This is a genomic window from Bacillus sp. FSL P4-0334 (genome assembly GCF_038004825.1).
Classification (GTDB): Bacteria; Bacillota; Bacilli; order Bacillales; family Bacillaceae; genus Bacillus; species Bacillus velezensis.
The window spans coordinates 2,316,635-2,339,096 of sequence record NZ_JBBORX010000001.1 but is presented as its reverse complement, the minus strand read 5'-3'; the positions used below and the strand labels follow the sequence as shown (position 1 = coordinate 2,339,096).

The window sequence follows — 22,462 nt, the reverse complement described above, 5'->3', positions numbered from 1 at the left end:
CTTAGTTTACCTCCACGTTAAAGTAGAATTTTTCTGCCGCATCCACAGGCTGTACGGCGAGATCGATTAAAAAGCCGTCGCGGTCTTCATTCAGCCCGATTGTAATGTCTTTGTCTGAATCAAAGTTGGCGATGCCGCCCGCATCCTGAAGCGTAGTCAAATATTGAATGATCATCGTTTTGACGAATTGAAGGCCGTCATTTGTCGCAGGAAGATCGCTGCCCGTGCCTTTTTTCGATTTAATTAAGGCTTTCAGTTCACGTGTCAAATCGTTATTCACCGCATCAAGCACACGGACGATTTTGTTTTTCGCGAACTTTTTGTTTTTCTCTGCCGTAAATGTCACCAATGAGTTGATATCTTTTTCAACGCTGACTGACTTATCACGGGCATCATAAGAGAAAAGGAATTCACCTTTGGAAAGACGTTCGATCACTTCATCATGAGTCAGGCGGTGCAGCACATCGACGGCGCCTTCGTATTCAACGAATGTTAAGGATTGATTAAATGCGGCGCTGGCACTTGCGCCTGCCACCCAGGCGGTCGCATCTTCAGCTTTAATCTCGGTTCCGTCTTCCAGCAGGACACCTTCAGTCACATTGATAATGCCTTCATAATCCCCGCTGTAATGGGCGGTCACCCCTTGCACTTTCTGTCCCTGCGCATCGCGAAGGCGTTTAATGAATGCGGCAAATGTCGCTTTCAGCTGATCGTTTTCCGCGACAGGAAGAGCGATGACATCGAAATTCTCCGTTTCAGCAGCAGCTAAAAAATCCGTATAGTCTGAGTTGACCGGTGCTTTATCAGTTCCGCCCGCAAGACGGATGCCTGCCTGCGGGTTTAACGTTTCCCCGGATTCTTCCTCAGTGCCTGTCAGCGGGATGGAAGCCGACAGTTCGCCCGTTCCCGTGAATGTGACATAGCCGTTTGCTTTTAATTCTTCGGCTTTTTTCACCGTTTGTTTGTCAACTTCCGCTTCATCCATGTAAGTGGTCACATCGAAAGCGGTCTGATCAAGGACGTTTTCACTGATGCGGATGATGATGTCATTTCCTTTTGAACCGCCGTACAAAGCGGTTGCCTTAACACCTTGCGAAAGATCGGCGCTCGCTCTGATTCCCTCTGTCAGACGGTACATCAAAACGGTTTTTGCTTTCTTTTTCGCCTCACGAAGCAGAATCAGTGACGGATCTTCAATACTGAGCCCCACTTTTTTATTCAAATCTTCAATACTTGAAATGGAAACGAATGTTTTCGCTTCCCCCCAGCCGGATGCGACGGGAAGGGCGACAATCCCGCGTTCACCGATCGATACCCGCTCCTGGGCGGTTGTTTTAAAGTTAAAATAGATCCCGGCACGTTCTTTTTCTTTTCCTTGCGTAAATGTTCCGCCGTTCATTATTGCATGACCTCCTTGGTTAAAAATGCTTCAATGTAAGACTTGGCTTGCGCTTTTGTCATTTGTTTTTGCTTCACGCCGAATAAAGCCCCCTGGAGAATCTCAGGTTTTACGCCGAAAAGCTCCTTCGCGTGCTTTGTTAAATCCGCCGTGTCATAAAGAACCGCTCGTTCCGCCGCTGCGGCATTTTTCTTTTTATGTTGTTTCACTTTTCTTTCACCCCGCTGTTAATGTCCACATCCCGCAGTGCGGGAGATGTTTGTTTCTGATAGTAGTAGCGGCTCGTCCAGCGGATTGTGATCACTGCCTCGCCTTTGTCTCCGACTCTTGTTTCGATACGGCTGATGCGGACGAAATCACCGGTATCCTCCCCTGATTCCGTAAGCAGCGGAATCAGCTGTCTTGATTCTCTCACCGCATCAGCGATCCGGTCGGCTGTATAGAGCACCTGCACCGAGTCGGCATGGAACAGCTTCACATTCAGACTGTACGTTTTCTTATAAGTGGAGACTGTATCATTTTCGTCAAAAACAAATGGGGGCGGAATGTATAGTGACGGCACCTGAAATTGTTCAGGCAGTTCATTTTCATATACGGGCACGCCGCACTGCTGATACAAAAAAGCGGCGATTGAACCGGTTTCGCGATTCATCCGATATCTCCCCCCAACGTGTTAAGCCACTGATTGAAACGCTTGTCCAGCGATTCGGCGAAGAGTGTTTCATACAAAAGAAGGGCTTTGTCCCAAAACCCATTCCCGCTGATCCACTGTTTTTTGAGCGCCATTCCCGTTGAAGCTGACGGATCATAGATGAACCGGGAGCCTTGAAAATACCCGGGCACCCATCTGACATTTTCATCTGAGACGGTCCAATGTCCGTCATTTATGAATGAGGCATACTCTACATTGGTGCCGATTTCAAGGGTCAGTCCCCCGTTTTCAATGATCCATACATGATCCTGCGCTCCTTTTCGGAAAGAAGACAGCAGGTTTTCTGTATCAATCCCTCCCGAATGAATAAGCTCCTCCCGTACCAAGTCGAGAAAATCCTCTCCTGACTGTTCCAGCCATTCGCCTGCCTGACGGGCAAATTCTCCGGATGATGCCTTTTGCAGCGACCGATTCCATTGTTCAAGGTTTTTTATGCTCATAGCCTGTCATCTCTCACAGCGATAACCTCCCAATGGTGCTGTCTTGCTTTCTTCGGCATTTCCAGAATATACGCCTGTCCTTCCCAAATGATTTTGTCATTGACACGCACAGCGGCCTCTTTCGGAAAATGAACGAGAAACCGCTGATATACCTTATGATCAGGCGCAAGCTGAATAAGCTGCTGCTGTTTTTCAACAAACAGACACGGCACGTCTTCAGCGTCGGGCACTTCCGGATAAGAAAAGACAGGCTGGAGCTTTTCGGCGGGAATCCCGAAGCGTCCGGCCTTCGGAACTGACACCGTCTCATGATAAATATCGCATCTGTCAGTGAGCAGCCGTTCGTAGCTCATAAAGGTCTCACCTTTGCGATTGCAGAAACCGGGGAATAACCCGGCGTGATATATTCACAGAGCAGATGGTGCACCGCCGGTTTTCTGATTCCGCCTTCACCTGCCACCGTATACGAGTAGTCGCCTATCTTTTCAGATTGATAGGCGGAAGCGGCTGCTTCATTCTGGTTGATCAGCGCAAAATATTGAGAAAGCTTTAATAACGCAAGCTTAATCTTTTCGGGAAGCGGTGAGTAAATAGGGTCAGTGAACGAATGCCCCGCCATTCTGGCCGCTTCCGCCTCCGCCTCCAGAATGTCCTGTATTAGAAGCGGCTCCGGCCTGTTTTTGACTTGATCATAAACTGAATATGAAACAACGTCAGACGGCTGAATTAACATAACTGCCACCCCCGTCTTATTCTTTAACGTTTACGATTTTGGCGCTTGCATCTTCTTCTTCAAATTTGCTGTCAAGTTTAGCCGTCAGTACGATAATAAATTTGCGGCTGCGAATATCTTTATCTACTTCGATTCGGATATTCCGTGAAAAACCGAGAATGATATTTTTTGGGTGAGTCAAAATGATGTCAGACGCATCGTATTGGGAGTCACCTTCTCCGACCGAGTACGGCTGCAGATTGGACACTCCTTTGACCGGAACGCCGAATGCTGAAGACAAACCGCCCTGCACCGCAAGATCCCCCAGATTGGTCTGACGGTCAGCCACACGGTCTTTCCATTCAATCTCCATGCCTTGAGATGTGTAAAATCTGAATTCCTGAGGCAAGCGCAAATATTTAGCCGGAATGGCTTTTAAGCCTTTTTTAAATGTGGCTCTGGACAGCTCTTCCCCGTTTCCGTCAATGACGTGAGATACAGTCTGCTTACGGATTCCGTCAAGCTGTGCCAAGTACGGATCAGAAGAAGATGTATCGCCGTTTACGACAAGCTCCTCAATATCGACTGCCGCCCGCTCCGCCAAAATCTGCATGATCGTCTGCTGCAGGCCGTCTTTTTCAATATTATTTTCAAGCGTGTCATAGGTGATATTAATTTCCGCAATGACTTCTTTCGTATTCAGCTGCACCGTACTTGTTGCCGGGACGGTCAGCTGATCGTCAGTTAAGGCTTTTCCTTCCTCAGCGGCACGCAGAATACGCTGTCCGAAACCGATTTTTTCAAATTTCTGCGAGTCATTTTCCATTTGAATCACACGCGATTCGCTGAAAATGGTCGGCGTGTTCTGCACCATGCGGATAAATGCTGAAGCTTGTGCGGGGTTCATTAAACCGCCGCTTTTTAAAGCGGAAAGTGACATTTCCGCCTTTCTGATGATATCTTGATTTCTCACTCTACAGTTCCTCCTTCTGACTGGGCTTAAAGCAGTCCGCTCCAAATGGATTTTTTAACAGGCTCTTGGCCGCCCGTCTCTTCTTCCGGCTGCTTTGATGCGCCTCTTACTTTTTCAAGCGCTTCAATGCGTTTAATAATCGGCGCGAGCATGTCCTCAACAAGCGTTTTCAGCTTTTCTTCATCAGACGGCGCAGCCGCCCCGTCTTTGTCTTCCGTGTTTTGGTCCAAGCTGTCAAGCCGCTTTAAAAGCGGGTGCAGCGCGTGCTCAATCGATTCTCTAACGTCTTCTTTTCTCATCTTGTTCAAGTCCTCTCCTTTGCGGTTTCTTGATTTGCGGTCACGGTCGAGAAATTGCTTGACCGCGCCGAATAAGCCGGCTTGCTTTTCTGCCGGCTTTTCGTAAACGTCAGCGGTTCCCGCCATGCTGTAGCCCGTAATGATACCGGCTTTAATCTGATCCCATACTTCATCGGAAGCTTTGGTGACAAGCACCCAAGATCCTTTCCGGATCACAGCATTCCCGATTTCAAAGTCATCCGGGGCGACGTACGACTCCACCACCTCGCCGGTCCCGCCTTCAAAATTATGATTTGTATCGATGTTGCGGGCGTCCGCCAAAAAACCGTGAGCGGCCTTTTCAATCTCTTCAGCCGTCATATAATCGCCATGGGCATCCGGGACATCCGGCTCGTAAACGATGCCGTAAACAAGCTTCTGCTCATCCGATTCGCTTTTTGTAAACACCTGCACCTTTTTTTCAAATGACGGAAGGCCTCCGGCTGATTTTGTAAAAAAGAATTCCGTTTGGTTCGCCGCCTTATCGACATAGCTCACAAAACTGATGACGGCATTTCTCAATTCTCTCGGCACGAGATGTTTTCACCCCCTTTCAGGATTGCTCCTTTTTCCCTTTCAGCACCGGCCGGCTGTAGTACTCTTCAGGCCACTCCTCAAGCGTCTTGCCGAGCACTCTTCCGGCCAGATCACGGAGGTCATTAGGAGAGACCGCGCCGGCGGAAATAAATGGTGTAAGCACCTTCGCAATTTCAAGCGGATCGCGAAAATCAGGCCCTTTTAATGTAAGCTGTACATCGTGGAGACCCAGTTCAGGCAAAAATAACGTGTTGAGCTTATTAATCAGCGTTTTCCGCTCCGGCTGAAACACCTGCTCCTCCGTTATTTTCCGTGCCGTATCGGCGGTGGCTTTGTTGTATTCCTGCGCCTCGCCCGTATAAAGCGGCGGGAGACGGAAAGCGGAGCGGAGTTTATTTCTGCTTTTGTCGTCATATTCAAGAAACAGCGCATCATCCTGCAGAATTTCCGCAAGTGATTTAATTTCCACAGACACGGGCGTAATGTCTTCGCCTCCGTGAAGGTCTTTTTCCTTCGCAATGCCTTCCGCCTCAATCAGCAGAAATTTGTGGGCATTTTCCACCCCTTCCAGGTCATTCATATAATCCTGGAGTTCTTTGTACGATGCTTCTGACAGCATGCCGTTTTCAACCGTAATGGCGGCCGGCACGTGACGGCCCTGCTTGAAATACATAAAATTCAGTTCTTCCGCTTTCCGGGCGCCGTATAGATTGACGATATTGCCGACCCAGCGCGGAATTCCGTAAGTGCCGCTGCCGATTTTTAAGTGAATGGCTTCATTTGCCCGGTATTCTTCAGACAGGGTCTTTACGTATTCGCCGGTTCTCATGTCCATCATGCGGGGATCGCCGTATTCCTTAAAAAACACTTTCCGACCGTTCAGCATCTGAACATATTTACGGAACCGTTTTTGCCTTTTAATCGTTTTGGATGCGCCATTTTCTTCATAAGAAAATGTAACTTCAACGGGATCAGTCACACCGCAGACGCGCATATGTTTCACATCCAGATATTCAATCCCCGCTGGTTTTCCCGCCCCGTCCCGAAGCACTTCGAGAAAACCGTTGCCCGTTTTTTCACGGTCTTCTATCGCATATCCGAGGATCGTCTCGGCCGATTCATCAAAATGAAGACATTTGTAAAAGCTCTCCAGCTTCATCCAGTTTTTTTCGGCCCGGGCCTTTTTTGACGGGGAGCAATCTGGGCTATTTACATCAAAGGTGTATTCCACATCAAACCCAAAACCCGTAATATTGACCCGATACGCGTCAATGCACTGCTGAAGAATCGTCGAGTATTCGGCGATTGTTTTCAGTTCAATGAGATTATAGGGCGGTGAAATGATGTCTTCGCCGTACAGATCGGCAAATTGATCTTCGTTCATCTGCCTTGCCTGCGGCGCGGCCATTTTTGATTTAAAGACGGTGGCTCTAACGTTTTGATAGTTCGGCAACGCCTACCTCCTCCTTTCCCGATTCGGACGTCTCCGTTTTTGTGATGCATCTTTCAGATCCGCCGCGTCATAGTCATCCAGCGCATACCAAATGGCTGAAAGTGTGTGGGGATCAATTGAAAACTCATCTTCCGACAGAGCGCCGTTTTTGTTTTTTGCGTACGTTAAGTTCTGCAATTCGCGGATCGTATGTTGACAGCTGTCTGAGCAATAGATGTGTTTGAACCGTTTCAGTTTTTTTGTATACTGAAGTCTTGAGCCCGGAAACTTTTTGGCCGCAACCATGCAAAAGCCCTGCCTGCGAAAATATTGGATGCTTTTCGGCTCAGCCGAATCCGCTTTGATCAGCTCTTTTTGATCCGCCAATTCCTGAAGCTCCTCAGCTGTCTGATCATCGGTCATTTTGTTTTTGTAATACTCCCAGAAAATATAAAGCTCTTTTTGATACGGATCGACGGCAAGCCGGATGACCGCATTGTATGACTCTTCAAAACCGAAATCCATGCCGGTCCGAAACAGGGGGCGCCTGATGGAAGCAATCCGCTCCGTTACTTCGTTGTGCTCCATGACCTGAAACTGCGGAAACACGCGGATGCCGTTGACGCCGAACTGTCCTTTGCGGGCGATCCGGTATAAATCGGGATCGTAATGCCGTAAACTGTCCAGCTGCTTAATATAGCTTTTCGGCAAAAACAGATTATCGCACGCTGTGGAGTGGTGGTAATACGTATCCCCCTTAACGACGGTGCCTTTTTCATACAGCGTCTGATCATCCAATACGAAGCGTTTTTTTTGCTCATCACGAAAAAAATGCCGGTACGTCCAATTGGAGGTGCCGACGGGATTTGTGGTGCATATCATATGAAGCGAAAGCTCGGGATGGCGCAGACGCCCGATCAGCTCCTTAAAGCCTTCATACTTCACTTCAGAGCATTCTTCAATCCAAATCAGTGAAATATGATGAATGGATTTCAATTTGGCCGGGTTGTCCATCCCTTTAAACATAATCCGGCTTCCGTTTGAAAATCTCAGCTTCATCGGTGAAGACACGGCTTTTACAGCATGTCCCAGCTCAAGCTCCCCGATAATATCTTCAAACAAGGCAAACGTAGAATCTCTGTGCGTATCGAAAACTTCCCGCACGACAAGCGCCGTCCGCTTTTCACGAAGCAGCTTCAGGATGATTTTCAGCGCGGTATGATAGCTTTTTGACGAGCCGTAGCCTCCGACGAGAAATTGGTACGTTTCATTCCAATTGAACAAATAATCTTCAAAGCGCGGGTTGACCGCTTTTTCAATCATGACCGTTCCTCTTTCCGCGTAATGACAATGTCAATCGGCTTTTGGCTGTCTTCTGTTTTTTCCATCTTCTGCTGTGCCAGCTTTAATTTTTCATTTTCGATTTTTTGTTTAAATTGATCAGGGAAAAGGTCAAAGTACAAGGACAGCTTTTCAAGAGCCTTCATCTTGTCGGCAAGCTTTATTGCAATGCCCTCTTTTCCGAGTTTTGCTTCTGTGACGATGGTTCCGTCCAGAAGGTGCGAATCTTTAACGTCAACGTAGCTGATTTCCTGCATAATCGGCTTATCATTTTCGTCAAAGAGCGGCCCTGATTTTCCGAAGGCCTGAACCTCTTTTTTTCCGAAGGTTACATAATCGGTAATGTCGGCGAAAGCGATTTTCACATAGACTTGAAGAACGTCCATCGCTTCGACAAACACTTTATTGACCATTTCCTTTTTCATGCGGCTGATTTCTTTGGCGACTTTTTCGTTTTTTAACAGCCTGCTTCCCGTCACATGCGCGCTTTCCGGTGAATACCCGGCTTTTATCGCAGATTGGGTGGCGTTAAAGCTTTTCACATAATAAAGACAAAACAGCCGCTGGCGTTCGTTTAACTCATCACCTTCGCCCGGGTTATTTTTTCCGCCGCTTTCCGCGTTCTTATGAAGCGCCTCGTCCCAGCGCCCTTCTTTTTTCCATCTGCCGATCGTTCTTGCGGATACGCCTGATTTGCCGGCAAGGGCGCGATTTGTGATGCGGCCTTTATGAGACTGATAGATTGTAAATGCCTGTTTTCTTTTTGCGTTTTTCATGCTACGGCATCACCGCCACCTCCGACATGATTGTCTATAATAAAAAGCGGCTTCTAATCGGGCCGCTTTTTGTGATCGTCTGTTCACTTCTAGGTGGCAAACGTATGACAACTTATGAAGCAGGCGATTGATTTCTTTGTTCCTGCTGTTTTTGTATTTTTAGAAGCGCCCGTTTGACCGTCGTCTGTACGGTTGATTTCTTTACATTCAGCAAGGCGGCGATCCGTTCATATGAAAAGCATTCCGCTTTGTGGAGCAGCAGCATTTCTTTTTCTCTATCCGTTAAAACGGCTAATGCGTCCCGCAGTCTGATTCTGTCTTCTTCAGTCACATTCCCGGAAGGTTCAAACATCAGCGCCTGCGAATAGGTTTCTATGATTCTCGGATCTTTAATCAGCATTCTCTGATAAGCGTCTCTGCGGTCTATCGCTCTTCTTATGCCGGGCTGCCGGCCTTTTTCAAGCCATTCGATGACATATTCCACATCTGTAATGATCGTTCTGATGATTTTTTTATCTTTCAGTTCTTCTGAAGTAAGCACCGTTTCATCGGCTTCCTCCAGCTGCTTGTACCACTTTTTCGTCTCTTTCAGCGTGCGTTTATATTCAAATAGTAAGTCTTCCATGCAGATCCTCCTCTTCTTCGGAACAAAAAAAGGACACCAACCAATGCGCAGCATGTACGCGATTGATCAGTGTCCGCAGGCTTTCCGTCTTGGACGTATTCTGTTTTTTTCGATTAATTCAATTTAAAGCCGATTTCATATTCGACCCGGGCCAGATCCCCTTTTCGCGTTTCGACAAGCGTTTTGCCGTGCTCCGGCGCTTCGGCGAGCCATGCTTCCTTCTTCAGTCCGTCTATAATAATCACCCGAACCTTGCCTTCTTCCAGCTGGCTTTGTAATGTTGTATGTTCAATGTCAGTCAGTTTTTTAGGATTCATGTTTTACGTCCTCCGTTTTTTTCAGGATGTTTACTTCATGTATGAGGCTTCCGAGCTCATTTATGAACGCTTCTTTTTCTTCAGAACTTTCTCCCCGGAGCAGGCGGAGAGCCGTTTCGGCCGCCTCAAAAAGTTCCGGGGCTTTTGCCATCAATGCCGCGTTGATCTGCTGAGAGTATGAACTTAAGTTGAAAACGGCCGCGATGAGCCTTCCGTTTGAATAAGGGAACTTCTCTTTATCCGCTTCGCTGTAAGCGGAATAAATGTAAATGGTTTTTTCTTCTCCGCTGTGTACGGCCCGCCATGGAGCGGGGCTGTGTTTTTCTTGCAATGGTTATCCTCACTTTCCATCAGCCTCATGCCATGCTTCAATTTGCTTTTCTATCCGTTTCGCCCTGAACAGCAGGCAAAAAAGCCATTTAATATATTTATACACGTGCATCAAGCCTCGCTTTTGCGTCTTGAACCATTCGCTCAAGACGTTTAATGACCGGCGTTAAATCAGTGCCTGTTTTGCAGTTCGGGCAAGGGTGAAAGACAGCGCCGAAACCCGTTTCCGTCACAATGACCTTCTTCGGCCCGCACAGCTTACACATTATCTCGCCCCCTCTAATCTGTGGTTTACGTCAAATGAATTGCCATTAATGATGACTAAATAATCGCTGCACATCTCATAAATTCTTGTGCCCAAGGCTTCATCAACCTGCACCAGTCCGTCACAGGCCAGCTCGCTCGAGATAAGAACCGGCTTATGATTTAAATAGCGGTAATTCACGACGGCGTACATTTGTTCAATCTGCCAATCGGTCGCCCGGGGTTTTCCGTTCAGCGGTTTGAACAGATCGTCAATAAAAAGCACATCCGCCTGTTTCATACGGCCAAGCTTTGCATCAAGCAGATCAAAATCATTTTTTAAATCCGTAAAGCCCTCCACAAAAGGAAAATACAGCACGGGTGTCTGCATCTGTCTCATGACATAATTGCTGAGAGCGGTCAAAAGATGGGTTTTTCCCGACCCCGGACGCCCTAAAAGGGCAATGCTGTTTTTCCGGCAGTTTTTAATCTTGTCGAAGTTTTCAACATATTCAAGGGCGCACTCATATGCGTCGACGACTGCCTGAGGCTTGCCCCGCGTGATAAATCCTTTGAAATCCAGCTTCCGAAAGGCGCCTGTAATCTCACTTGCGCTGAGGATGCGCTCTGCTTTTCGTTCGGCGGCGCAGCGGCACTTAACCCACACATCCATTCCCAGCTGGTTTTTGAGATAACCGCCCTGATCTTTACAGAGCGGACAGTCAAAGCGGCTTTCGTCTGATTCTTCCGGTCTGTCCGCCAGTAATGGACGTTTTCCGTTTTTCAGGTCGGCCAGTATCTGCTCGATCGTTCGTTTTGTCATGTATCGTATTCCTCTCTTTTTTTGTTGTGATTGTCCTCCCCGCAATTCGTGCATTCAAGCGGTCTTCCATATACTTGGCGCAATAGCTGAAAGCCTTGATCGTTTCAGCTGAAGATGTGCGCCGCTGTTCAAAAGCGGTAAAGCATTCGCCGAGCCATTTGATTGCTTCTTGTGCTGACGCACCGAGGGAAACAATACGGGCGATGGCCTGATAATCCCGGGGCGACGGGTATACGCTCCGCCCCTCCTGTGCAGACCTTAATCTGATAAAATGGGCGGCAATGTCGTTAATCGCTTCTTCAGCAGTATGATTTTTTGTTATATCTATTTCTCTCCGGACATTTTTGTCCCGGTGATCCGCCGATATTGTCCGGTCAGTTGCTTCCGGGCGGGTCAATGTCTTTTTCGGCGTGAATCTTTTCGAGTGCTTTACGGAGACGATGAGTCCGTAAGGGGCGCGGACGGTTTTGATATATTCATGCTGTTCCAAAACCTCAAGCCACCGTCTGACGGTTTTTTCGCTGACGGCAAATACATCGGCCATCTCTCTTGCTTTTACGGGCTTATGACCAAGGACGATCCCCCACTTTACACCGTCTTTTACGTGTTCCTTTGTCGTTGAGCTGATGAACCATAAAAACAGCCAAATGGCGGACCCTATTTTGTCATAATGTTCTGAATTCAATAATCCGGAATAGATGAAAAACGGGTAGCTTTTACGACTCATAAGGAACGTCTCCGTTTGTCTTCAGACCTATATAGCGTTCATACTGCAATCGGTTATCAAATCGGAATACCGGTAGTCCGCAAGCGGTAAAAGATATCGAACCGCCTGCTTTTCCTAAACATCTCTGGTCAGCCGGATTGCTGCTGAAACGGATGATTATCGGCTTCATCTCTCACCCTCCTGATCAATTTCTTATCGTATTTTGATACATTTCGTATCCCTATGATGTTGATTATATACGATACCTTTCGTATCATCAAGATCTTTTTGATACTTTTTTTATCATCTCTTTATTTTGATACATTTTGTATCTATAATCATAAGTAACTTAGGGTGTTGAAAAAAGAGAGGTCATTCGGATGATAGGCGGAAGATTAAAGAATCTCAGAGGAAAGAAAACACAGGAAGAAGTCGCAAATCATATCGGTGTCTCGCGCGCCAGATATTCTCATTATGAAAACGGCCGATCTGAACCCGATTACGACACGCTGCAAAAGCTTGCGGATTATTTCAAAGTGTCGACTGATTATTTGTTAACCGGAAAAGAACCTTCAGATGAAGACATGTTTGCCGATCCCGACCTGCAGATCGCATATCGGGACATGCAGGACTTTTCTCCGGAAAGCAAGCAGCAGGCAATTGAATTCATTAATTATTTAAAAGAAAAAGAAAAAAACCGCAGGCCGAAACATAAATAATCCGCTCTTTTCCTTTAAACTGCTTAACGTTCAGCCGATATAAAAGCTGAATGTTTATTTTTAAAAGAAAAGGGAATTGATTCAAAGTCCGATCAGGGCTTTTCTTTCTCGCTTAAAAAAGAACATATGTTCGAAAGGGTGTATTCAATTGGGCGATTTTTTAACACATCTTGAGGAATACGTCAAAAACTTATATTGCCGCATGGGAATGACCGCCCCTCTCCATATTGATATGCAGATGATTGCCAAGGAGCTTGACATTTGGATTCATTTTGAAGATACGCACAGTATGATGCTGAAGCGGGACGGCATGTACAGCATCGTCCTGAATCAAAAAAAGTCACCCGAAGAGCAATGGCAGGATTTTGCGCACGAACTGTGCCATGTGCTGAAACATACCGGCAACCATTTTCATATGAACAAGCTGTTCAGGGAACTGCAGGAATTTCAGGCCAACCATTTTATGTACCACTTCTGTGTGCCGACCTTTATGCTGTTAAACATGGAGCTTCCCCAGCGAAGGAGCCATGCCGTTATTTTAATCGCAGCCGCTTTCCGGGTGACGGCATCATTTGCGGAAAAAAGGCTGGAGCTGTTTGAACGGCGTAAAGCAGGTATTCAATTTCAGAAGCGGCTCGCTTGTCTGTTATCCGACAAGCGGCCGAATGTGTATTATGAAAGCGGACAGACACACTTGCATGCCGCTGAAGAAAAAACGCCGTATTTTATTGAAAATTAGCGATACTCTGCCGCCAGAGTGTCGGCATTTTAAATCGCAGGAAAGGTTTTTTGCATCATGACGCTGTTCTCACCGTGCTGCCCGCCAAGCACTTCTTGCACCGTATAGCTCCAGTAAATATAAGAACGGGCCCCCTGTTCATTTATCATAAAAACCGGCCTTCACGGCTTCTACATACCGAAAAAACAGATCGGTTGGCGTATATTTTTCTCCCCGGCAGCCAAAATTACTGAACAGCGCGTGTCTCTGCGCCGTGCTCACTTCCAATTGCAGCCCCATTTTCCTTTTTGTCCGATTGACAATGTTGCCGGGATTTACACCTGCCAGCCGATCATTCTTCTCTGTCAGCTCGGCATCAAACCCCGCTTCACGCAGCAGATCACAAATCAGTCTTGCTTTTTCCAGATCCGCGCCCCCGACGAGTGTATTTGCCTTTTTCAGATCATGATACCCATGAAAAGCCAATCCGTAATGATGGGCGGTCACTTTTTCTAAAGCCAGGGGTTCGTCAAAACGTGTGCTTGTCAAATGGAGAGAACGGTTATCGCACCGCTTCGTTCCTTCAAATAAATAAATTGAGCTTTGGTCAGAAAATGCCCGCACCAGCTCACTGACACCCGGCTCAATCCTGCCGCCGTGGGGAGCGAGGACGATACATTTACTTCCCTCTTTTTCTTCATAAATAATTCTGTATTCCGATTCAGCAGCAGATAGGGCTGCGAAATTATCATATCTATCTTTCATGTGTAACATGCTCTCCTTTTCCAGTCAGCACCAGTTTACTCTACTCACCTGGGAATGGAAACCTTTTTATAGTATGATTTGATAGAATACGTATCAGGGGGGATATATCATGGGGTTCATCAATGGATTGCTGGGCAATGCGTCGACAATATCGACGGCTGAAGCAAAAGCAGAACTGGCTCGTATTCTGCTGGAAGGTGAGAATGTCAACGCCGCATTTAAGCTTGTCCGAGATATCATTGTCTTTACGGATAAGCGTCTTATTCTTGTTGATAAACAGGGACTCACAGGGAAGAAAACGGAGATTCAATCCATTCCGTACAAGAGCATTTCCAGATTCAGCGTAGAAACTGCCGGCCGCTTTGACCTTGATTCAGAGCTGAAAATTTGGATTTCAGGCGCGGAGCTTCCCGCTGTCTCAAAGCAGTTTAAAAAAGATGAAAGCATTTATGATATTCAAAAGGCCCTTGCAGCAGTTTGTATGTAAGAAGAAACGGAAGCCCGGGGGGCTTCCGTTTTATTGATTACAGTTTTTCTTCAATTTTCGCCTTCGTTTTCGGGCCGTAAATTCCGTCTGCCGTTAATCCGCTGACGGATTGAAAACGTTTTACGGCATTTGCCGTTTTCGGACCGTAAACGCCGTCCGCCCCATGATTTTTTGCTCCTTTATCGGGATAAAAATAAAGAGCGGATAAAGCGTTTTGCACTTGTTTTACGTTTGTCCCTTTCGTCAGCGGTTTCGTCACTTTGATCACACCGGATGGAAGCGGATAGGAAGACACAGCCTGACTTTTTGAAGAAGAACCCGTCTGAGCGAGCTTGATCACTTGTCCGACTGTAATGTGATTCGGATCGGTGATATGGTTGATGCTTTGCAGCGATTTTACGCTGACACCGTGCGATGCGGCGATTTCCGATAAGGTGTCGCCTTTTTTCACATGGTATTCAGACGCGGAAGAAGCAATAGAGGCTTTTTTCGCCGGCATACTCCCGCTTAATTTTTTTTCAATCTTCGCCTTCACTTCATCCCAGCGGCCTTCAGACAAAATGCGGTGCGGGCAGTACTTTCCGTTCCAGTCCTGATGCTTTCTGATTCTGTCAATCCCCCAGCCCCGTTCTTTCAAAAGCTGCGCCGCGAACGCAATCGCCAGTTCTTCTGCGGCTCTGTACCGTTCGCCGCCTGACTTGCTGTAACAGATTTCTATAGCAATCGACTTTCGGTTTCCGGTACCGTTCGTGCCGTCTCCCGAATGCCAGGCATTCCGGTCCAACGGAATTCCCTGGATCACTTCTTTGTCATCAACCGCAAAATGATAGCTCGTTGATTCGCTGTTTCCCGTCATATAGCTGATTTCATTAGCGGCGGATGCGTCGTTTGCCGTGTTATGAATGGTAATATACTCCGGCGTCATCGGATTCGGACATTTTAACGCATATTTATCAGCCGATACGAGCCGTTTTTTCACTTCAATCCCCACTCTTCATCTCTCCTTATGCCTTTTTCATCAATAGGTGGCATTCGTAGGACAGATAACTTGAGCATATAGACCCTGCATTCGGATAAAAATGGAATGGATACGCACGCAAAAAATAAGACCCTTCCACAGAAGGGTCTTTATGTTATGTTTGGTTGCGCGCGGCAATATGGAATGTGCCGTCCGCTTGGTTTTCCAAATGGCTTTCATGGCCGATCACCTGTGTAAAGCTGAACCCGACAGCAACAAGCAGCAATCCTGACAACAGTTTAGATTTCATATAGACAATCTCCTCTCTGGATTTGTTTTTGGGCGTGCACCATTTTTTCATAAAACGTGAGCGCTTTTTCAGGCTGTCCGTGTTTCATGTAAAATTTGGCAGCATCATGCGCCAATTCTTCCACATACGGATACAGCATGTGTTCTTCCAGAAAATCAAACGTGTGCCTGACGGATGCGTTATCCATTTCCTTGCCGTATAACGCATGTAAAAATTGGAACAGATTCACAAACAATTCATCATTGTATTCGCGGGCGATACTGAGCCCGAGGCGGTATTGCTTCTCTGCTTCGGCTGTAGTGTTCTGTTTATAAAGAACCTGTGTTAATGAGTAAATAGAATGCGGAAGATTATCGAACTTTTCTGACCTGCAAATGGAAACGGATGTCTCAAAATATTCGGCTGCTTTAGAGAGGTCTCCCATTTTTTCGTAACAGTTTCCGAGATTATATAAGGCTGAACTGATAAGACGGGGATTGCCTTCTTGTTTTGCAAGATCTAAAGCAAGTTCTAAGTGGGGCAATGCTCTTTCTGGATACTGCATGTCATCATAATTCCCTGCAATAACGAATTCACATTGGATTCTGCGGACGTTGTACGTCTCATACGATTGGTACGTTTCAAGGGCTTGAACGGCATAACTCATGGAGACGTAGGTTTGTTTCAGGTTGTAAAATATCTCGGCCATTTTAAAAGCAAACTCAGCTTTCTCGATGTCATCAGAAACGAGTGCAAGGTTTTTTTCAGCCCGTTTGTAATACATCATGGCGTTTAGGAACATTTTCTGTTTAAATTCGTACATTCCTCGAAAAAAATTAAAGTAGTAATCAAGCAGTCCTGTCAGTTTATACTGGTTGCCTTCAATGTCTTCCAATAATTCTGAAAACTCAGGCTGAGAAGGGTCCTCTTTTAAGGGCTTGATGTAATCCAGCATGACACGGTGTCTGAATTCCATTAATGAATAATACAGCAGCAGATCCTGATCTTCTTCCATATCCTCGATCTCTCTCTCTACTTCACGTTTGACGCGCTCCGCCTCAAGGACGTGAAACTGCCGGATATGGGTATACCATTCATTAATTTTGAGCCCGACAAAAGAGGACGGAATAGTCTGCTTCATCCTCAATAAATCCCCCCTTTTGGAATGACCGAGATATGTCATATTTTATCATATTTGCTAGAAAAAGAAGAACGCAAAAAGACCGCAATTGTCGAATTTCGGATATCCGCAACGATTTATCTCCGTCACAAGCTTATTGCTTGTTTCTTCCGTGCCGTTGATATAGCATATCCTTGCAGCTTTTTATTCTGTATTAAATGGGGGTTTTCACATGACAGCACAAAATCAATTGGTCAGCCACTTTCTGTCACATCGAAACGTGACGATTGAGCTGGCGGAAAAAATCAGCCGCGAACATTACGATTATAAGCCGGCAGAGACATCAATGTCCGCTCAGGAACTTGTAAAACACATGGTTTATTCTTTTCTTATGTTTGCAAACGTCATTAACGACGGAAACGCATCAGCCATCCAGAACAAACCGAAAGAAGAAGCAGAAACAGACCTCGTCAAACTGGCTGAAACGTGTACTGAAAAAACGACAGACATCCTGTCACAGCTGACAGAAGAGCAGCTGAACCGCGAAATTGACCTGACCGCCTCTTTCGGCAGAAAAGTGACCGGCGCGGCTCTCCTTCAGCTTGCGATGGAGCATGAAATTCATCATAAAGGCAATCTTTTCGTGTATGTCAGAGAAATGGGCCACACGGAACTTCCGTTTTATCAGCAAAAATCATAATCCGGCCATCCGCCGGTCTGCGACATAACAGCAGGCTGGCGGATTTTTTGTTCTGTATAAAATTTTCCGAAAATTTAATTGATTACCGCCTCTTAATCATATATAATCTGATAAAAATAGTAGGATTATTCAGGAGGCACACAGATGACAGTAAGCATTGTGTTTATGGGTTTCTTTGTCGGAACGCTTGTCGGATTGACGGGTGTGGGAGGAGCAGCGCTTTTGACTCCTTTACTGATCGTTTTGGGGATCAACCCCTCAATCGCCGTCGGCACTGACCTTTTATATAACTCCATCACCAAACTGTTCGGTGTCGTTTCTCATTGGAAGCAGCGCACCGTTCAATTTAAACTTGTCGGTTACTTGGCGCTCGGAAGCATTCCCAGCGCAACAGCCGCCATCGGTGTTCTTCACTTGTTTCCCGCTTTTCACCAGCATCAGGAGCAGATTATCAAACAGGCGCTCGGCTACGTACTGACCCTTGTCGCCATTTCCATTATCGCCCGCCTTTTTTTCGATAAAAGACTGCGGCCGAACCGCTGGCAGCAAAAAACGCTTGAAGAAAAGCGGACACTCATGATACTGATCGGCGTCATTTTCGGTTTCATCGTCGGCCTGACATCTATTGGATCCGGCTCATTATTTGCGATCGCCATGTTATACCTGTTCAGAATGAAAACGGCAGAAGTGGTGGGAACGGATATCGCACATGCCTTTCTGCTCGTAACTGCTGCCGGTTTGTTAAACGCAAGCTTTGGAAGCGTCGATTACCTGCTTGTATTGAATCTGTTGATCGGCTCTGTGCCGGGTGTGCTTCTCGGCAGCTTCTTTTCGCCGAAATTCTCACCGCGCCCCCTGCAGTTTGTGATGGCGGCGATTATTTTAATCAGCGGAATAAAATTAATATAAAAAAGGCGGTCTGTTGTCAGATCGCCTTTTCCCTTATAACGTCACACCGGACTTGAAGATTGCAAGCTCCCGAAAATCGTTTTTTTCGTTATTGACAAATTCTCCGCTTGCAACTTTAATAATGTATTGAATAAAATCTCTCACAATGTGATCTTCTGTTGTTTGGTCTTCCGCCAATCTGCCCGCGTTGTAATCAATCCAATGAGGCTTTGATTGAAATAAATCGGTATTTGTTGATACTTTCACAGTCGGGACAAATGTGCCGAACGGCGTGCCTCTTCCGGTTGTAAACAAAACGATGTGACAGCCCGCCGCGGCGAGCGCTGAAGAAGCGATTAAATCATTGCCGGGCGCACTGAGCAGTGTCAATCCCTTTGTTTTCAGTGTTTCACCGTATGTCAGCACATCAGAAACCGGTGCAAGACCGGCTTTTTGGGTGCAGCCGAGCGACTTGTCTTCGAGCGTTGAAATGCCGCCTTCCTTATTCCCTGGTGACGGGTTTTCATAAATCGGCTGCTCGTGCTTCATAAAATATTGCTTGAAATCATTGATCAATCGGACTGTTTTATGAAACACTTCTTCACTCGCCGCACGCTGCATGAGAATCGTCTCAGCGCCGAACATCTCAGGCACCTCCGTTAAGACCGTGCTCCCTCCCTGTGCAATCAAGTAATCTGAAAATCTCCCTAATAAAGGGTTTGCGGTGATGCCGGAAAAACCGTCCGACCCGCCGCATTTCAATCCGATGCTCAATTCTGACAGCGGAATCTCCTCACGTTTATCTCCCTTTGCCGCAAGGTGTATCTCTTTAAGAAGCGCAGTACCCGCTTCAATTTCATCTGTGACAGCTTGTGATTCGAGAAATTTCACCCGATCTCCGTTCACTTCAGAAAGCGTTTCCTTAATCGCCGCCAGCTCATTATTTTCACAGCCGAGCCCTAAAACCAGCACACCGCCCGCATTTGGATGACGGATGGCGTTCATCAGCATTTGTTTCGTATTTTCATGATCATCGCCAAGCTGGGAGCAGCCGTATTGGTGCTTTAAAACCAGCACATTGTCAAAGGGCGCAATGTCTTTCGCCTCTTTTACGAAACGCTGCAGGATTTTCTCAGCGACGCCGTTTACGCAGCCGACTGTAGGCACGATCCACAGTTCATTCCGAACGCCGGATGTACCGTTTTCTCTTCTGTAGCCTTTAAATGTCCGGTTCTCATTTGTAAAAGAATTGTCCTCGAAGCGCGGTGAATACGTGTATTCTTGCACATCGGATAAATTCGTTTGCAGATTATGGGTATGAATATGCTCGCCGGCCGAAATCCGCCTTGTCGCACGCCCGATTGAAAAACCGTATTTAATGATGCTGCCGTTTTCTTCAATGGTTTGCAGCGCGATTTTATGCCCCCGCTTTACAGGGTCCTTCACTTCAATCGTCAGTCCGTCTGTATGCAGCCGCTCCCCTTTGTTAAAATGGCGCATGGCGAGAAGCACGTTATCGTTTTTATGGATTTTTATGACCTCTTTCATTTCACTTCCCCCTTTTTTCCGCAGCATTCATGTAACGCATGCTTCATACCCCGCTTATGAATGACAGACAGAAAAAAAGCCGTTCGTTCAGTCAGCTCCGGAAGATGATTCAGATTCTTCCCCCACAATCGCTCTTCTCCTAATATGGCAGATGCCGCTTGAAACATATCATCTTTGCAACGGGACCGCGCCATTTGAAAACGGTTAAGAACCCCCTCGCCGTCAGCCGGTTTGTTCGGTCCGTTCCAGTATGAATAGATCATGGCGCTGAACGAAAATACCAGCTTCTCAGGTAGGCGGCCCTCCTGTTCGATATAAGCCTTCAGCGTCGGCAGGTTTCTTGTTTTGAATTTCGCGGCGGCGTTAAGGGTAATGCTTTGCAGATAATGGTGGATATAAGGGTTTTTAAACCGCTGTAACACATCTGCCGCGTATTGGGTGACACCCTCCATTTGCAGCACAGGGAGGATTTCTTCATTGATCAGCTCTTCGATGAATCTGCCCGTCACCTCGTGCTCAGCCGCTTCCCGGACGGTTTGCAGTCCGTATAGTAAAGCCACTGGCGCCAATGCCGTGTGAGCGCCGTTTAAGATTCTCACCTTTTTTGTCCTGTAAGGCGTAAGGTCAGATGTGATCAGTGCGTTCAGCCCGGCCTCAGCAAAAGGAAGCTCATTCTGAAGCTGTTCCGGCCCTTCTATCACCCACAAATAATAATGCTCACCAACCACAAGCAGACGGTCTTCGTATCCGAGAAAATCGGTAAGTTCTTCCGCGGTATCAACAGGAAATCCGGGAACAATCCGATCCACGAGGGTATTGCAGAAGATGTTCGCGTCATGAATCCATTGAGTAAAATCAGGTTCCAGCTCCCACAGCCCGGCATATTGAAGCACGGCCGCCTTCAGTTTCCGTCCGTTTTCTTCGACCAGTTCACATGGAAGCACAATGCACCCTTTCTCGGCGTCACCCGCAAATGCCTTATAGCGGAAATAAAGAAACGCCGCTAATTTCCCGGGGAATGTTTTTTGAGGTCTATCCTCAAGCCGGTCGCCTTTCTCAAACGTAATTCCCGCTTCTGTCGTATTGGAAATGATAAAACGAAGCTCCTCTTGTGCTGCCAGCCGTTTAAAGGAATCATAGTCAGAAAAAAGATCAATGCCGCGGCTGATGGATTTGACGATCATGTGTTCTTCAGCCGGTTTTCCGTCCTTTATCCCCTGCAAAAAAAGCGTAAATAAACCGTCCTGCTCGTTTAAACGTTTGATTTTCTCAGAGCCTCTCGGCTGTACGGCGACAACGCTTCCGTTAAAATCCGTCAATTGATTCAATTGATCGATCTGCCAGTCAGCGAAAGCCCGCAAAAAGTTGCCTTCACCGAACTGAAGGACTTTTTCAGGATATTGAATGTATTCGCCGCACATCTTTTTATTCAGCTGCTGCAAGCTGTCCGCCTCCTTCTGTATTTATGCACACGTTAACATTTCTCCGCGTGAAAACCCGGATAATCAGACGGGCCGTTATGTGAGGTTTTTAATTGAATCTCTTATCATCACCTCGGTGTTTTCGTATATTTTTTCCGCCGCCGTATCCGGGTCGGCGATTAGCGCCAAAATCTTCTCTGCGCCGAGAATGCTGATGTTTTCAACCGGGCGTTTTACTGTCGAAAGCCTCGGCGTCATGTATTGGGAAATGCCGATGTCATCAAACCCGATAACGGATATATCTTCCGGAACGTTCAGGCCTTTGGCGAAAATGGCATTCATTGCCCCGATCGCCATATCATCGTTTGAACAAAAAACAGCCGTAGGCGGTGATTGAAGCGCCAAGAGTTTTTCCATCGCCTGACTGCCGCTTTCCATATCATAGCGGCCTTTTACACTGTATTCATGCTTAATCGGGATAGAATGATCAATTAAAGATGTCAAATAGCCTTCTTTCCGCTGAGAAGTTGACCTGAATCCTTCCTTTCCCTCAATGATCGCGATATCTCTGTGTCCGTTTGCGATCAGGCAGTCGACCGCCTGTCTGGAGCCCTCTTTATCGTTTGACAGGATATTCGTGATGCTCCGGTCATCAATGTCCCGGTTCAGCACGACAAGCGGGATGTTTTTCTCGCGGATATGATAAATAAATGAATTATCACTGTCGCTTTGGCTCATTAAAATGATTCCGTCATATCTCATGGGCGTAATGGTTTCAAAGCTTTTCAGGTCGTCAATCGCGCGGACGAACAAATTGTATTCCTCACTGATTGTGCGGTTTACACCTTTGATGGTATCGGAAAAAAAGCTGTGTGAGGTTCCGTTTGTGATGCTTGTAAAAAACAGTCCGATCGTATGGGACTTTTGCATGGCAAGGCTTTTTGCATTTACATTCGGTGTGTAATTCAGCTGTGAAGCGAGCTCTAATATTTTCTGTTTTGTATGCTCTTTAATGTAGGGGCTGCCGTTAAGTGCCCGGGATACGGTTGTGTGGGATACGTTGGCGAGTTTTGCGATATCTTTTATGGTTACCATCGTTTTTCCTTTCTTTCTGTATGCTGGCATTTATTTCTATTGTACCATTA

General features: G+C 46.7%; 30 protein-coding genes. 5 read left to right on the top strand and 25 right to left on the bottom strand.

What is annotated here, in order from left to right; all coding sequences use genetic code 11:
• Nucleotide 1: 1 nt before the first annotated feature.
• The 18 genes from NSQ37_RS12200 to NSQ37_RS12115 form a co-directional block, all read right to left on the bottom strand.
• Nucleotides 2-1,399 (bottom strand): phage tail sheath family protein, encoded by a 1,398-nt coding sequence (locus tag NSQ37_RS12200; protein ID WP_007610810.1) that lies wholly within the window; start codon nucleotides 1,397-1,399, stop codon nucleotides 2-4.
• Nucleotides 1,399-1,608 carry a hypothetical protein gene (locus NSQ37_RS12195; RefSeq protein ID WP_007610809.1) on the bottom strand — a complete coding sequence of 70 codons (210 nt, stop codon included), beginning with the start codon at nucleotides 1,606-1,608 and terminating at the stop codon, nucleotides 1,399-1,401. The genes NSQ37_RS12200 and NSQ37_RS12195 overlap by 1 nt, the downstream gene beginning before the upstream one ends.
• A complete protein-coding gene (locus tag NSQ37_RS12190) occupies nucleotides 1,605-2,051 on the bottom strand; it encodes a hypothetical protein (protein WP_015239682.1) in 447 nt (148 codons plus the stop codon). Before NSQ37_RS12190 ends, NSQ37_RS12195 begins: the two co-directional genes overlap by 4 nt.
• Nucleotides 2,048-2,551, bottom strand: a complete 504-nt coding sequence (locus NSQ37_RS12185; RefSeq protein WP_015239681.1) for an HK97 gp10 family phage protein — start codon at nucleotides 2,549-2,551, stop codon at nucleotides 2,048-2,050. The genes NSQ37_RS12190 and NSQ37_RS12185 overlap by 4 nt, the downstream gene beginning before the upstream one ends.
• Nucleotides 2,548-2,904 carry a DUF3599 family protein gene (locus NSQ37_RS12180; protein ID WP_007407272.1) on the bottom strand — a complete coding sequence of 119 codons (357 nt, stop codon included), beginning with the start codon at nucleotides 2,902-2,904 and terminating at the stop codon, nucleotides 2,548-2,550. The genes NSQ37_RS12185 and NSQ37_RS12180 overlap by 4 nt, the downstream gene beginning before the upstream one ends.
• A complete protein-coding gene (gene yqbG, locus NSQ37_RS12175) occupies nucleotides 2,901-3,284 on the bottom strand; it encodes a protein YqbG (protein WP_015239680.1) in 384 nt (127 codons plus the stop codon). The genes NSQ37_RS12180 and yqbG overlap by 4 nt, the downstream gene beginning before the upstream one ends.
• 16 nt (nucleotides 3,285-3,300) lie before the next feature.
• Nucleotides 3,301-4,236: a phage major capsid protein gene (locus tag NSQ37_RS12170; protein WP_007407274.1), complete on the bottom strand. Its 936-nt coding sequence runs from the start codon at nucleotides 4,234-4,236 to the stop codon at nucleotides 3,301-3,303.
• A 26-nt stretch (nucleotides 4,237-4,262) separates the two neighbouring features.
• A complete protein-coding gene (locus tag NSQ37_RS12165) occupies nucleotides 4,263-5,108 on the bottom strand; it encodes an XkdF-like putative serine protease domain-containing protein (RefSeq protein WP_015239679.1) in 846 nt (281 codons plus the stop codon).
• A gap of 19 nt (nucleotides 5,109-5,127) precedes the next feature.
• A complete protein-coding gene (locus NSQ37_RS12160; RefSeq protein ID WP_094031916.1) occupies nucleotides 5,128-6,519 on the bottom strand; it encodes a phage portal protein in 1,392 nt (463 codons plus the stop codon).
• Between the two features lie 48 nt (nucleotides 6,520-6,567).
• Entirely contained in the window at nucleotides 6,568-7,866 is a 1,299-nt protein-coding gene (locus tag NSQ37_RS12155; RefSeq protein ID WP_167340615.1) for a PBSX family phage terminase large subunit, read from the bottom strand.
• On the bottom strand, nucleotides 7,863-8,660 hold the full coding sequence (locus NSQ37_RS12150) for a terminase small subunit (protein WP_007407278.1): 798 nt from the start codon (nucleotides 8,658-8,660) through the stop codon (nucleotides 7,863-7,865). Before NSQ37_RS12150 ends, NSQ37_RS12155 begins: the two co-directional genes overlap by 4 nt.
• A gap of 112 nt (nucleotides 8,661-8,772) precedes the next feature.
• Nucleotides 8,773-9,285 carry a sigma-70 family RNA polymerase sigma factor gene (locus NSQ37_RS12145; RefSeq protein WP_007407279.1) on the bottom strand — a complete coding sequence of 171 codons (513 nt, stop codon included), beginning with the start codon at nucleotides 9,283-9,285 and terminating at the stop codon, nucleotides 8,773-8,775.
• 113 nt (nucleotides 9,286-9,398) lie between these two features.
• The gene (locus NSQ37_RS12140; protein ID WP_032871270.1) at nucleotides 9,399-9,602 is read right to left on the bottom strand and encodes an XtrA/YqaO family protein; all 204 of its coding nucleotides are present in this window, start codon (nucleotides 9,600-9,602) and stop codon (nucleotides 9,399-9,401) included.
• Entirely contained in the window at nucleotides 9,592-9,933 is a 342-nt protein-coding gene (locus tag NSQ37_RS12135; RefSeq protein WP_043021268.1) for a hypothetical protein, read from the bottom strand. Before NSQ37_RS12135 ends, NSQ37_RS12140 begins: the two co-directional genes overlap by 11 nt.
• Before the next feature lie 97 nt (nucleotides 9,934-10,030).
• Nucleotides 10,031-10,198: a hypothetical protein gene (locus NSQ37_RS12130; RefSeq protein ID WP_003154863.1), complete on the bottom strand. Its 168-nt coding sequence runs from the start codon at nucleotides 10,196-10,198 to the stop codon at nucleotides 10,031-10,033.
• Nucleotides 10,198-10,998 carry an ATP-binding protein gene (locus NSQ37_RS12125; protein ID WP_031378815.1) on the bottom strand — a complete coding sequence of 267 codons (801 nt, stop codon included), beginning with the start codon at nucleotides 10,996-10,998 and terminating at the stop codon, nucleotides 10,198-10,200. The genes NSQ37_RS12130 and NSQ37_RS12125 overlap by 1 nt, the downstream gene beginning before the upstream one ends.
• Nucleotides 10,898-11,725: a hypothetical protein gene (locus NSQ37_RS12120; RefSeq protein ID WP_020955681.1), complete on the bottom strand. Its 828-nt coding sequence runs from the start codon at nucleotides 11,723-11,725 to the stop codon at nucleotides 10,898-10,900. The genes NSQ37_RS12125 and NSQ37_RS12120 overlap by 101 nt, the downstream gene beginning before the upstream one ends.
• Complete coding sequence (locus NSQ37_RS12115) at nucleotides 11,715-11,894, bottom strand: hypothetical protein (protein ID WP_032866121.1); 180 nt, start codon at nucleotides 11,892-11,894, stop codon at nucleotides 11,715-11,717. Before NSQ37_RS12115 ends, NSQ37_RS12120 begins: the two co-directional genes overlap by 11 nt.
• A 190-nt stretch (nucleotides 11,895-12,084) precedes the next feature.
• Here NSQ37_RS12115 and xre point away from each other — a divergent pair, with 190 nt between their 5' ends.
• Both xre and NSQ37_RS12105 read left to right on the top strand, forming a co-directional pair.
• Nucleotides 12,085-12,423 carry an HTH-type transcriptional regulator Xre gene (gene xre, locus NSQ37_RS12110; protein ID WP_015239672.1) on the top strand — a complete coding sequence of 113 codons (339 nt, stop codon included), beginning with the start codon at nucleotides 12,085-12,087 and terminating at the stop codon, nucleotides 12,421-12,423.
• Nucleotides 12,424-12,571: 148 nt separating this feature from the next.
• Nucleotides 12,572-13,162: an ImmA/IrrE family metallo-endopeptidase gene (locus NSQ37_RS12105; RefSeq protein WP_007610775.1), complete on the top strand. Its 591-nt coding sequence runs from the start codon at nucleotides 12,572-12,574 to the stop codon at nucleotides 13,160-13,162.
• 138 nt (nucleotides 13,163-13,300) lie between these two features.
• Here the strand turns inward: NSQ37_RS12105 and NSQ37_RS12100 are convergent, their stop codons facing one another.
• On the bottom strand, nucleotides 13,301-13,906 hold the full coding sequence (locus NSQ37_RS12100) for a poly-gamma-glutamate hydrolase family protein (protein WP_015239671.1): 606 nt from the start codon (nucleotides 13,904-13,906) through the stop codon (nucleotides 13,301-13,303).
• A 109-nt stretch (nucleotides 13,907-14,015) separates the two neighbouring features.
• On the opposite strand from NSQ37_RS12100, the gene NSQ37_RS12095 reads away from it, so the two are divergent.
• Nucleotides 14,016-14,393: a PH domain-containing protein gene (locus NSQ37_RS12095; protein WP_007610770.1), complete on the top strand. Its 378-nt coding sequence runs from the start codon at nucleotides 14,016-14,018 to the stop codon at nucleotides 14,391-14,393.
• Nucleotides 14,394-14,430: 37 nt separating this feature from the next.
• Here the strand turns inward: NSQ37_RS12095 and NSQ37_RS12090 are convergent, their stop codons facing one another.
• The 3 genes from NSQ37_RS12090 to NSQ37_RS12080 all read right to left on the bottom strand — a co-directional run bounded on the left by NSQ37_RS12090 (nucleotide 14,431) and on the right by NSQ37_RS12080 (nucleotide 16,787).
• Complete coding sequence (locus tag NSQ37_RS12090; protein ID WP_015417280.1) at nucleotides 14,431-15,384, bottom strand: N-acetylmuramoyl-L-alanine amidase; 954 nt, start codon at nucleotides 15,382-15,384, stop codon at nucleotides 14,431-14,433.
• 142 nt (nucleotides 15,385-15,526) lie between these two features.
• Complete coding sequence (locus NSQ37_RS12085; RefSeq protein WP_003154881.1) at nucleotides 15,527-15,661, bottom strand: PhrA family phosphatase inhibitor; 135 nt, start codon at nucleotides 15,659-15,661, stop codon at nucleotides 15,527-15,529.
• On the bottom strand, nucleotides 15,651-16,787 hold the full coding sequence (locus tag NSQ37_RS12080) for a Rap family tetratricopeptide repeat protein (protein ID WP_087920760.1): 1,137 nt from the start codon (nucleotides 16,785-16,787) through the stop codon (nucleotides 15,651-15,653). The genes NSQ37_RS12085 and NSQ37_RS12080 overlap by 11 nt, the downstream gene beginning before the upstream one ends.
• Nucleotides 16,788-16,992: 205 nt before the next feature.
• On the opposite strand from NSQ37_RS12080, the gene NSQ37_RS12075 reads away from it, so the two are divergent.
• Together NSQ37_RS12075 and NSQ37_RS12070 are read left to right on the top strand one after the other, a co-directional pair.
• Nucleotides 16,993-17,460 carry a DinB family protein gene (locus NSQ37_RS12075; RefSeq protein WP_025284602.1) on the top strand — a complete coding sequence of 156 codons (468 nt, stop codon included), beginning with the start codon at nucleotides 16,993-16,995 and terminating at the stop codon, nucleotides 17,458-17,460.
• Between the two features lie 144 nt (nucleotides 17,461-17,604).
• On the top strand, nucleotides 17,605-18,369 hold the full coding sequence (locus tag NSQ37_RS12070; protein WP_020955677.1) for a sulfite exporter TauE/SafE family protein: 765 nt from the start codon (nucleotides 17,605-17,607) through the stop codon (nucleotides 18,367-18,369).
• A gap of 33 nt (nucleotides 18,370-18,402) precedes the next feature.
• Here the strand turns inward: NSQ37_RS12070 and NSQ37_RS12065 are convergent, their stop codons facing one another.
• The 3 genes from NSQ37_RS12065 to NSQ37_RS12055 form a co-directional block, all read right to left on the bottom strand.
• Nucleotides 18,403-19,896 carry a UxaA family hydrolase gene (locus NSQ37_RS12065; RefSeq protein WP_253613063.1) on the bottom strand — a complete coding sequence of 498 codons (1,494 nt, stop codon included), beginning with the start codon at nucleotides 19,894-19,896 and terminating at the stop codon, nucleotides 18,403-18,405.
• On the bottom strand, nucleotides 19,893-21,338 hold the full coding sequence (locus NSQ37_RS12060; RefSeq protein ID WP_253613064.1) for a tagaturonate reductase: 1,446 nt from the start codon (nucleotides 21,336-21,338) through the stop codon (nucleotides 19,893-19,895). The genes NSQ37_RS12065 and NSQ37_RS12060 overlap by 4 nt, the downstream gene beginning before the upstream one ends.
• A gap of 75 nt (nucleotides 21,339-21,413) precedes the next feature.
• A complete protein-coding gene (locus NSQ37_RS12055; protein ID WP_043021273.1) occupies nucleotides 21,414-22,412 on the bottom strand; it encodes a LacI family DNA-binding transcriptional regulator in 999 nt (332 codons plus the stop codon).
• Nucleotides 22,413-22,462 lie beyond the last annotated feature (50 nt).

What these genes read in the sequence shown, in the direction of transcription:
- NSQ37_RS12200 (WP_007610810.1), bottom strand. Translation starts at nt 1,399, where the DNA reads ATGAACGGCGGAACATTTACGCAAGGAAAAGAAAAAGAACGTGCCGGG.
- NSQ37_RS12190 (WP_015239682.1), bottom strand. Translation starts at nt 2,051, where the DNA reads ATGAATCGCGAAACCGGTTCAATCGCCGCTTTTTTGTATCAGCAGTGC.
- NSQ37_RS12185 (WP_015239681.1), bottom strand. Translation starts at nt 2,551, where the DNA reads ATGAGCATAAAAAACCTTGAACAATGGAATCGGTCGCTGCAAAAGGCA.
- NSQ37_RS12180 (WP_007407272.1), bottom strand. Translation starts at nt 2,904, where the DNA reads ATGAGCTACGAACGGCTGCTCACTGACAGATGCGATATTTATCATGAG.
- yqbG (WP_015239680.1), bottom strand. Translation starts at nt 3,284, where the DNA reads ATGTTAATTCAGCCGTCTGACGTTGTTTCATATTCAGTTTATGATCAA.
- NSQ37_RS12160 (WP_094031916.1), bottom strand. Translation starts at nt 6,519, where the DNA reads ATGGCCGCGCCGCAGGCAAGGCAGATGAACGAAGATCAATTTGCCGAT.
- NSQ37_RS12155 (WP_167340615.1), bottom strand. Translation starts at nt 7,866, where the DNA reads ATGATTGAAAAAGCGGTCAACCCGCGCTTTGAAGATTATTTGTTCAAT.
- NSQ37_RS12150 (WP_007407278.1), bottom strand. Translation starts at nt 8,660, where the DNA reads ATGAAAAACGCAAAAAGAAAACAGGCATTTACAATCTATCAGTCTCAT.
- NSQ37_RS12145 (WP_007407279.1), bottom strand. Translation starts at nt 9,285, where the DNA reads ATGGAAGACTTACTATTTGAATATAAACGCACGCTGAAAGAGACGAAA.
- NSQ37_RS12140 (WP_032871270.1), bottom strand. Translation starts at nt 9,602, where the DNA reads ATGAATCCTAAAAAACTGACTGACATTGAACATACAACATTACAAAGC.
- NSQ37_RS12130 (WP_003154863.1), bottom strand. Translation starts at nt 10,198, where the DNA reads ATGTGTAAGCTGTGCGGGCCGAAGAAGGTCATTGTGACGGAAACGGGT.
- NSQ37_RS12125 (WP_031378815.1), bottom strand. Translation starts at nt 10,998, where the DNA reads ATGACAAAACGAACGATCGAGCAGATACTGGCCGACCTGAAAAACGGA.
- NSQ37_RS12120 (WP_020955681.1), bottom strand. Translation starts at nt 11,725, where the DNA reads ATGAGTCGTAAAAGCTACCCGTTTTTCATCTATTCCGGATTATTGAAT.
- NSQ37_RS12115 (WP_032866121.1), bottom strand. Translation starts at nt 11,894, where the DNA reads ATGAAGCCGATAATCATCCGTTTCAGCAGCAATCCGGCTGACCAGAGA.
- xre (WP_015239672.1), top strand. Translation starts at nt 12,085, where the DNA reads ATGATAGGCGGAAGATTAAAGAATCTCAGAGGAAAGAAAACACAGGAA.
- NSQ37_RS12100 (WP_015239671.1), bottom strand. Translation starts at nt 13,906, where the DNA reads ATGAAAGATAGATATGATAATTTCGCAGCCCTATCTGCTGCTGAATCG.
- NSQ37_RS12095 (WP_007610770.1), top strand. Translation starts at nt 14,016, where the DNA reads ATGGGGTTCATCAATGGATTGCTGGGCAATGCGTCGACAATATCGACG.
- NSQ37_RS12085 (WP_003154881.1), bottom strand. Translation starts at nt 15,661, where the DNA reads ATGAAATCTAAACTGTTGTCAGGATTGCTGCTTGTTGCTGTCGGGTTC.
- NSQ37_RS12075 (WP_025284602.1), top strand. Translation starts at nt 16,993, where the DNA reads ATGACAGCACAAAATCAATTGGTCAGCCACTTTCTGTCACATCGAAAC.
- NSQ37_RS12070 (WP_020955677.1), top strand. Translation starts at nt 17,605, where the DNA reads ATGACAGTAAGCATTGTGTTTATGGGTTTCTTTGTCGGAACGCTTGTC.
- NSQ37_RS12065 (WP_253613063.1), bottom strand. Translation starts at nt 19,896, where the DNA reads ATGAAAGAGGTCATAAAAATCCATAAAAACGATAACGTGCTTCTCGCC.
- NSQ37_RS12055 (WP_043021273.1), bottom strand. Translation starts at nt 22,412, where the DNA reads ATGGTAACCATAAAAGATATCGCAAAACTCGCCAACGTATCCCACACA.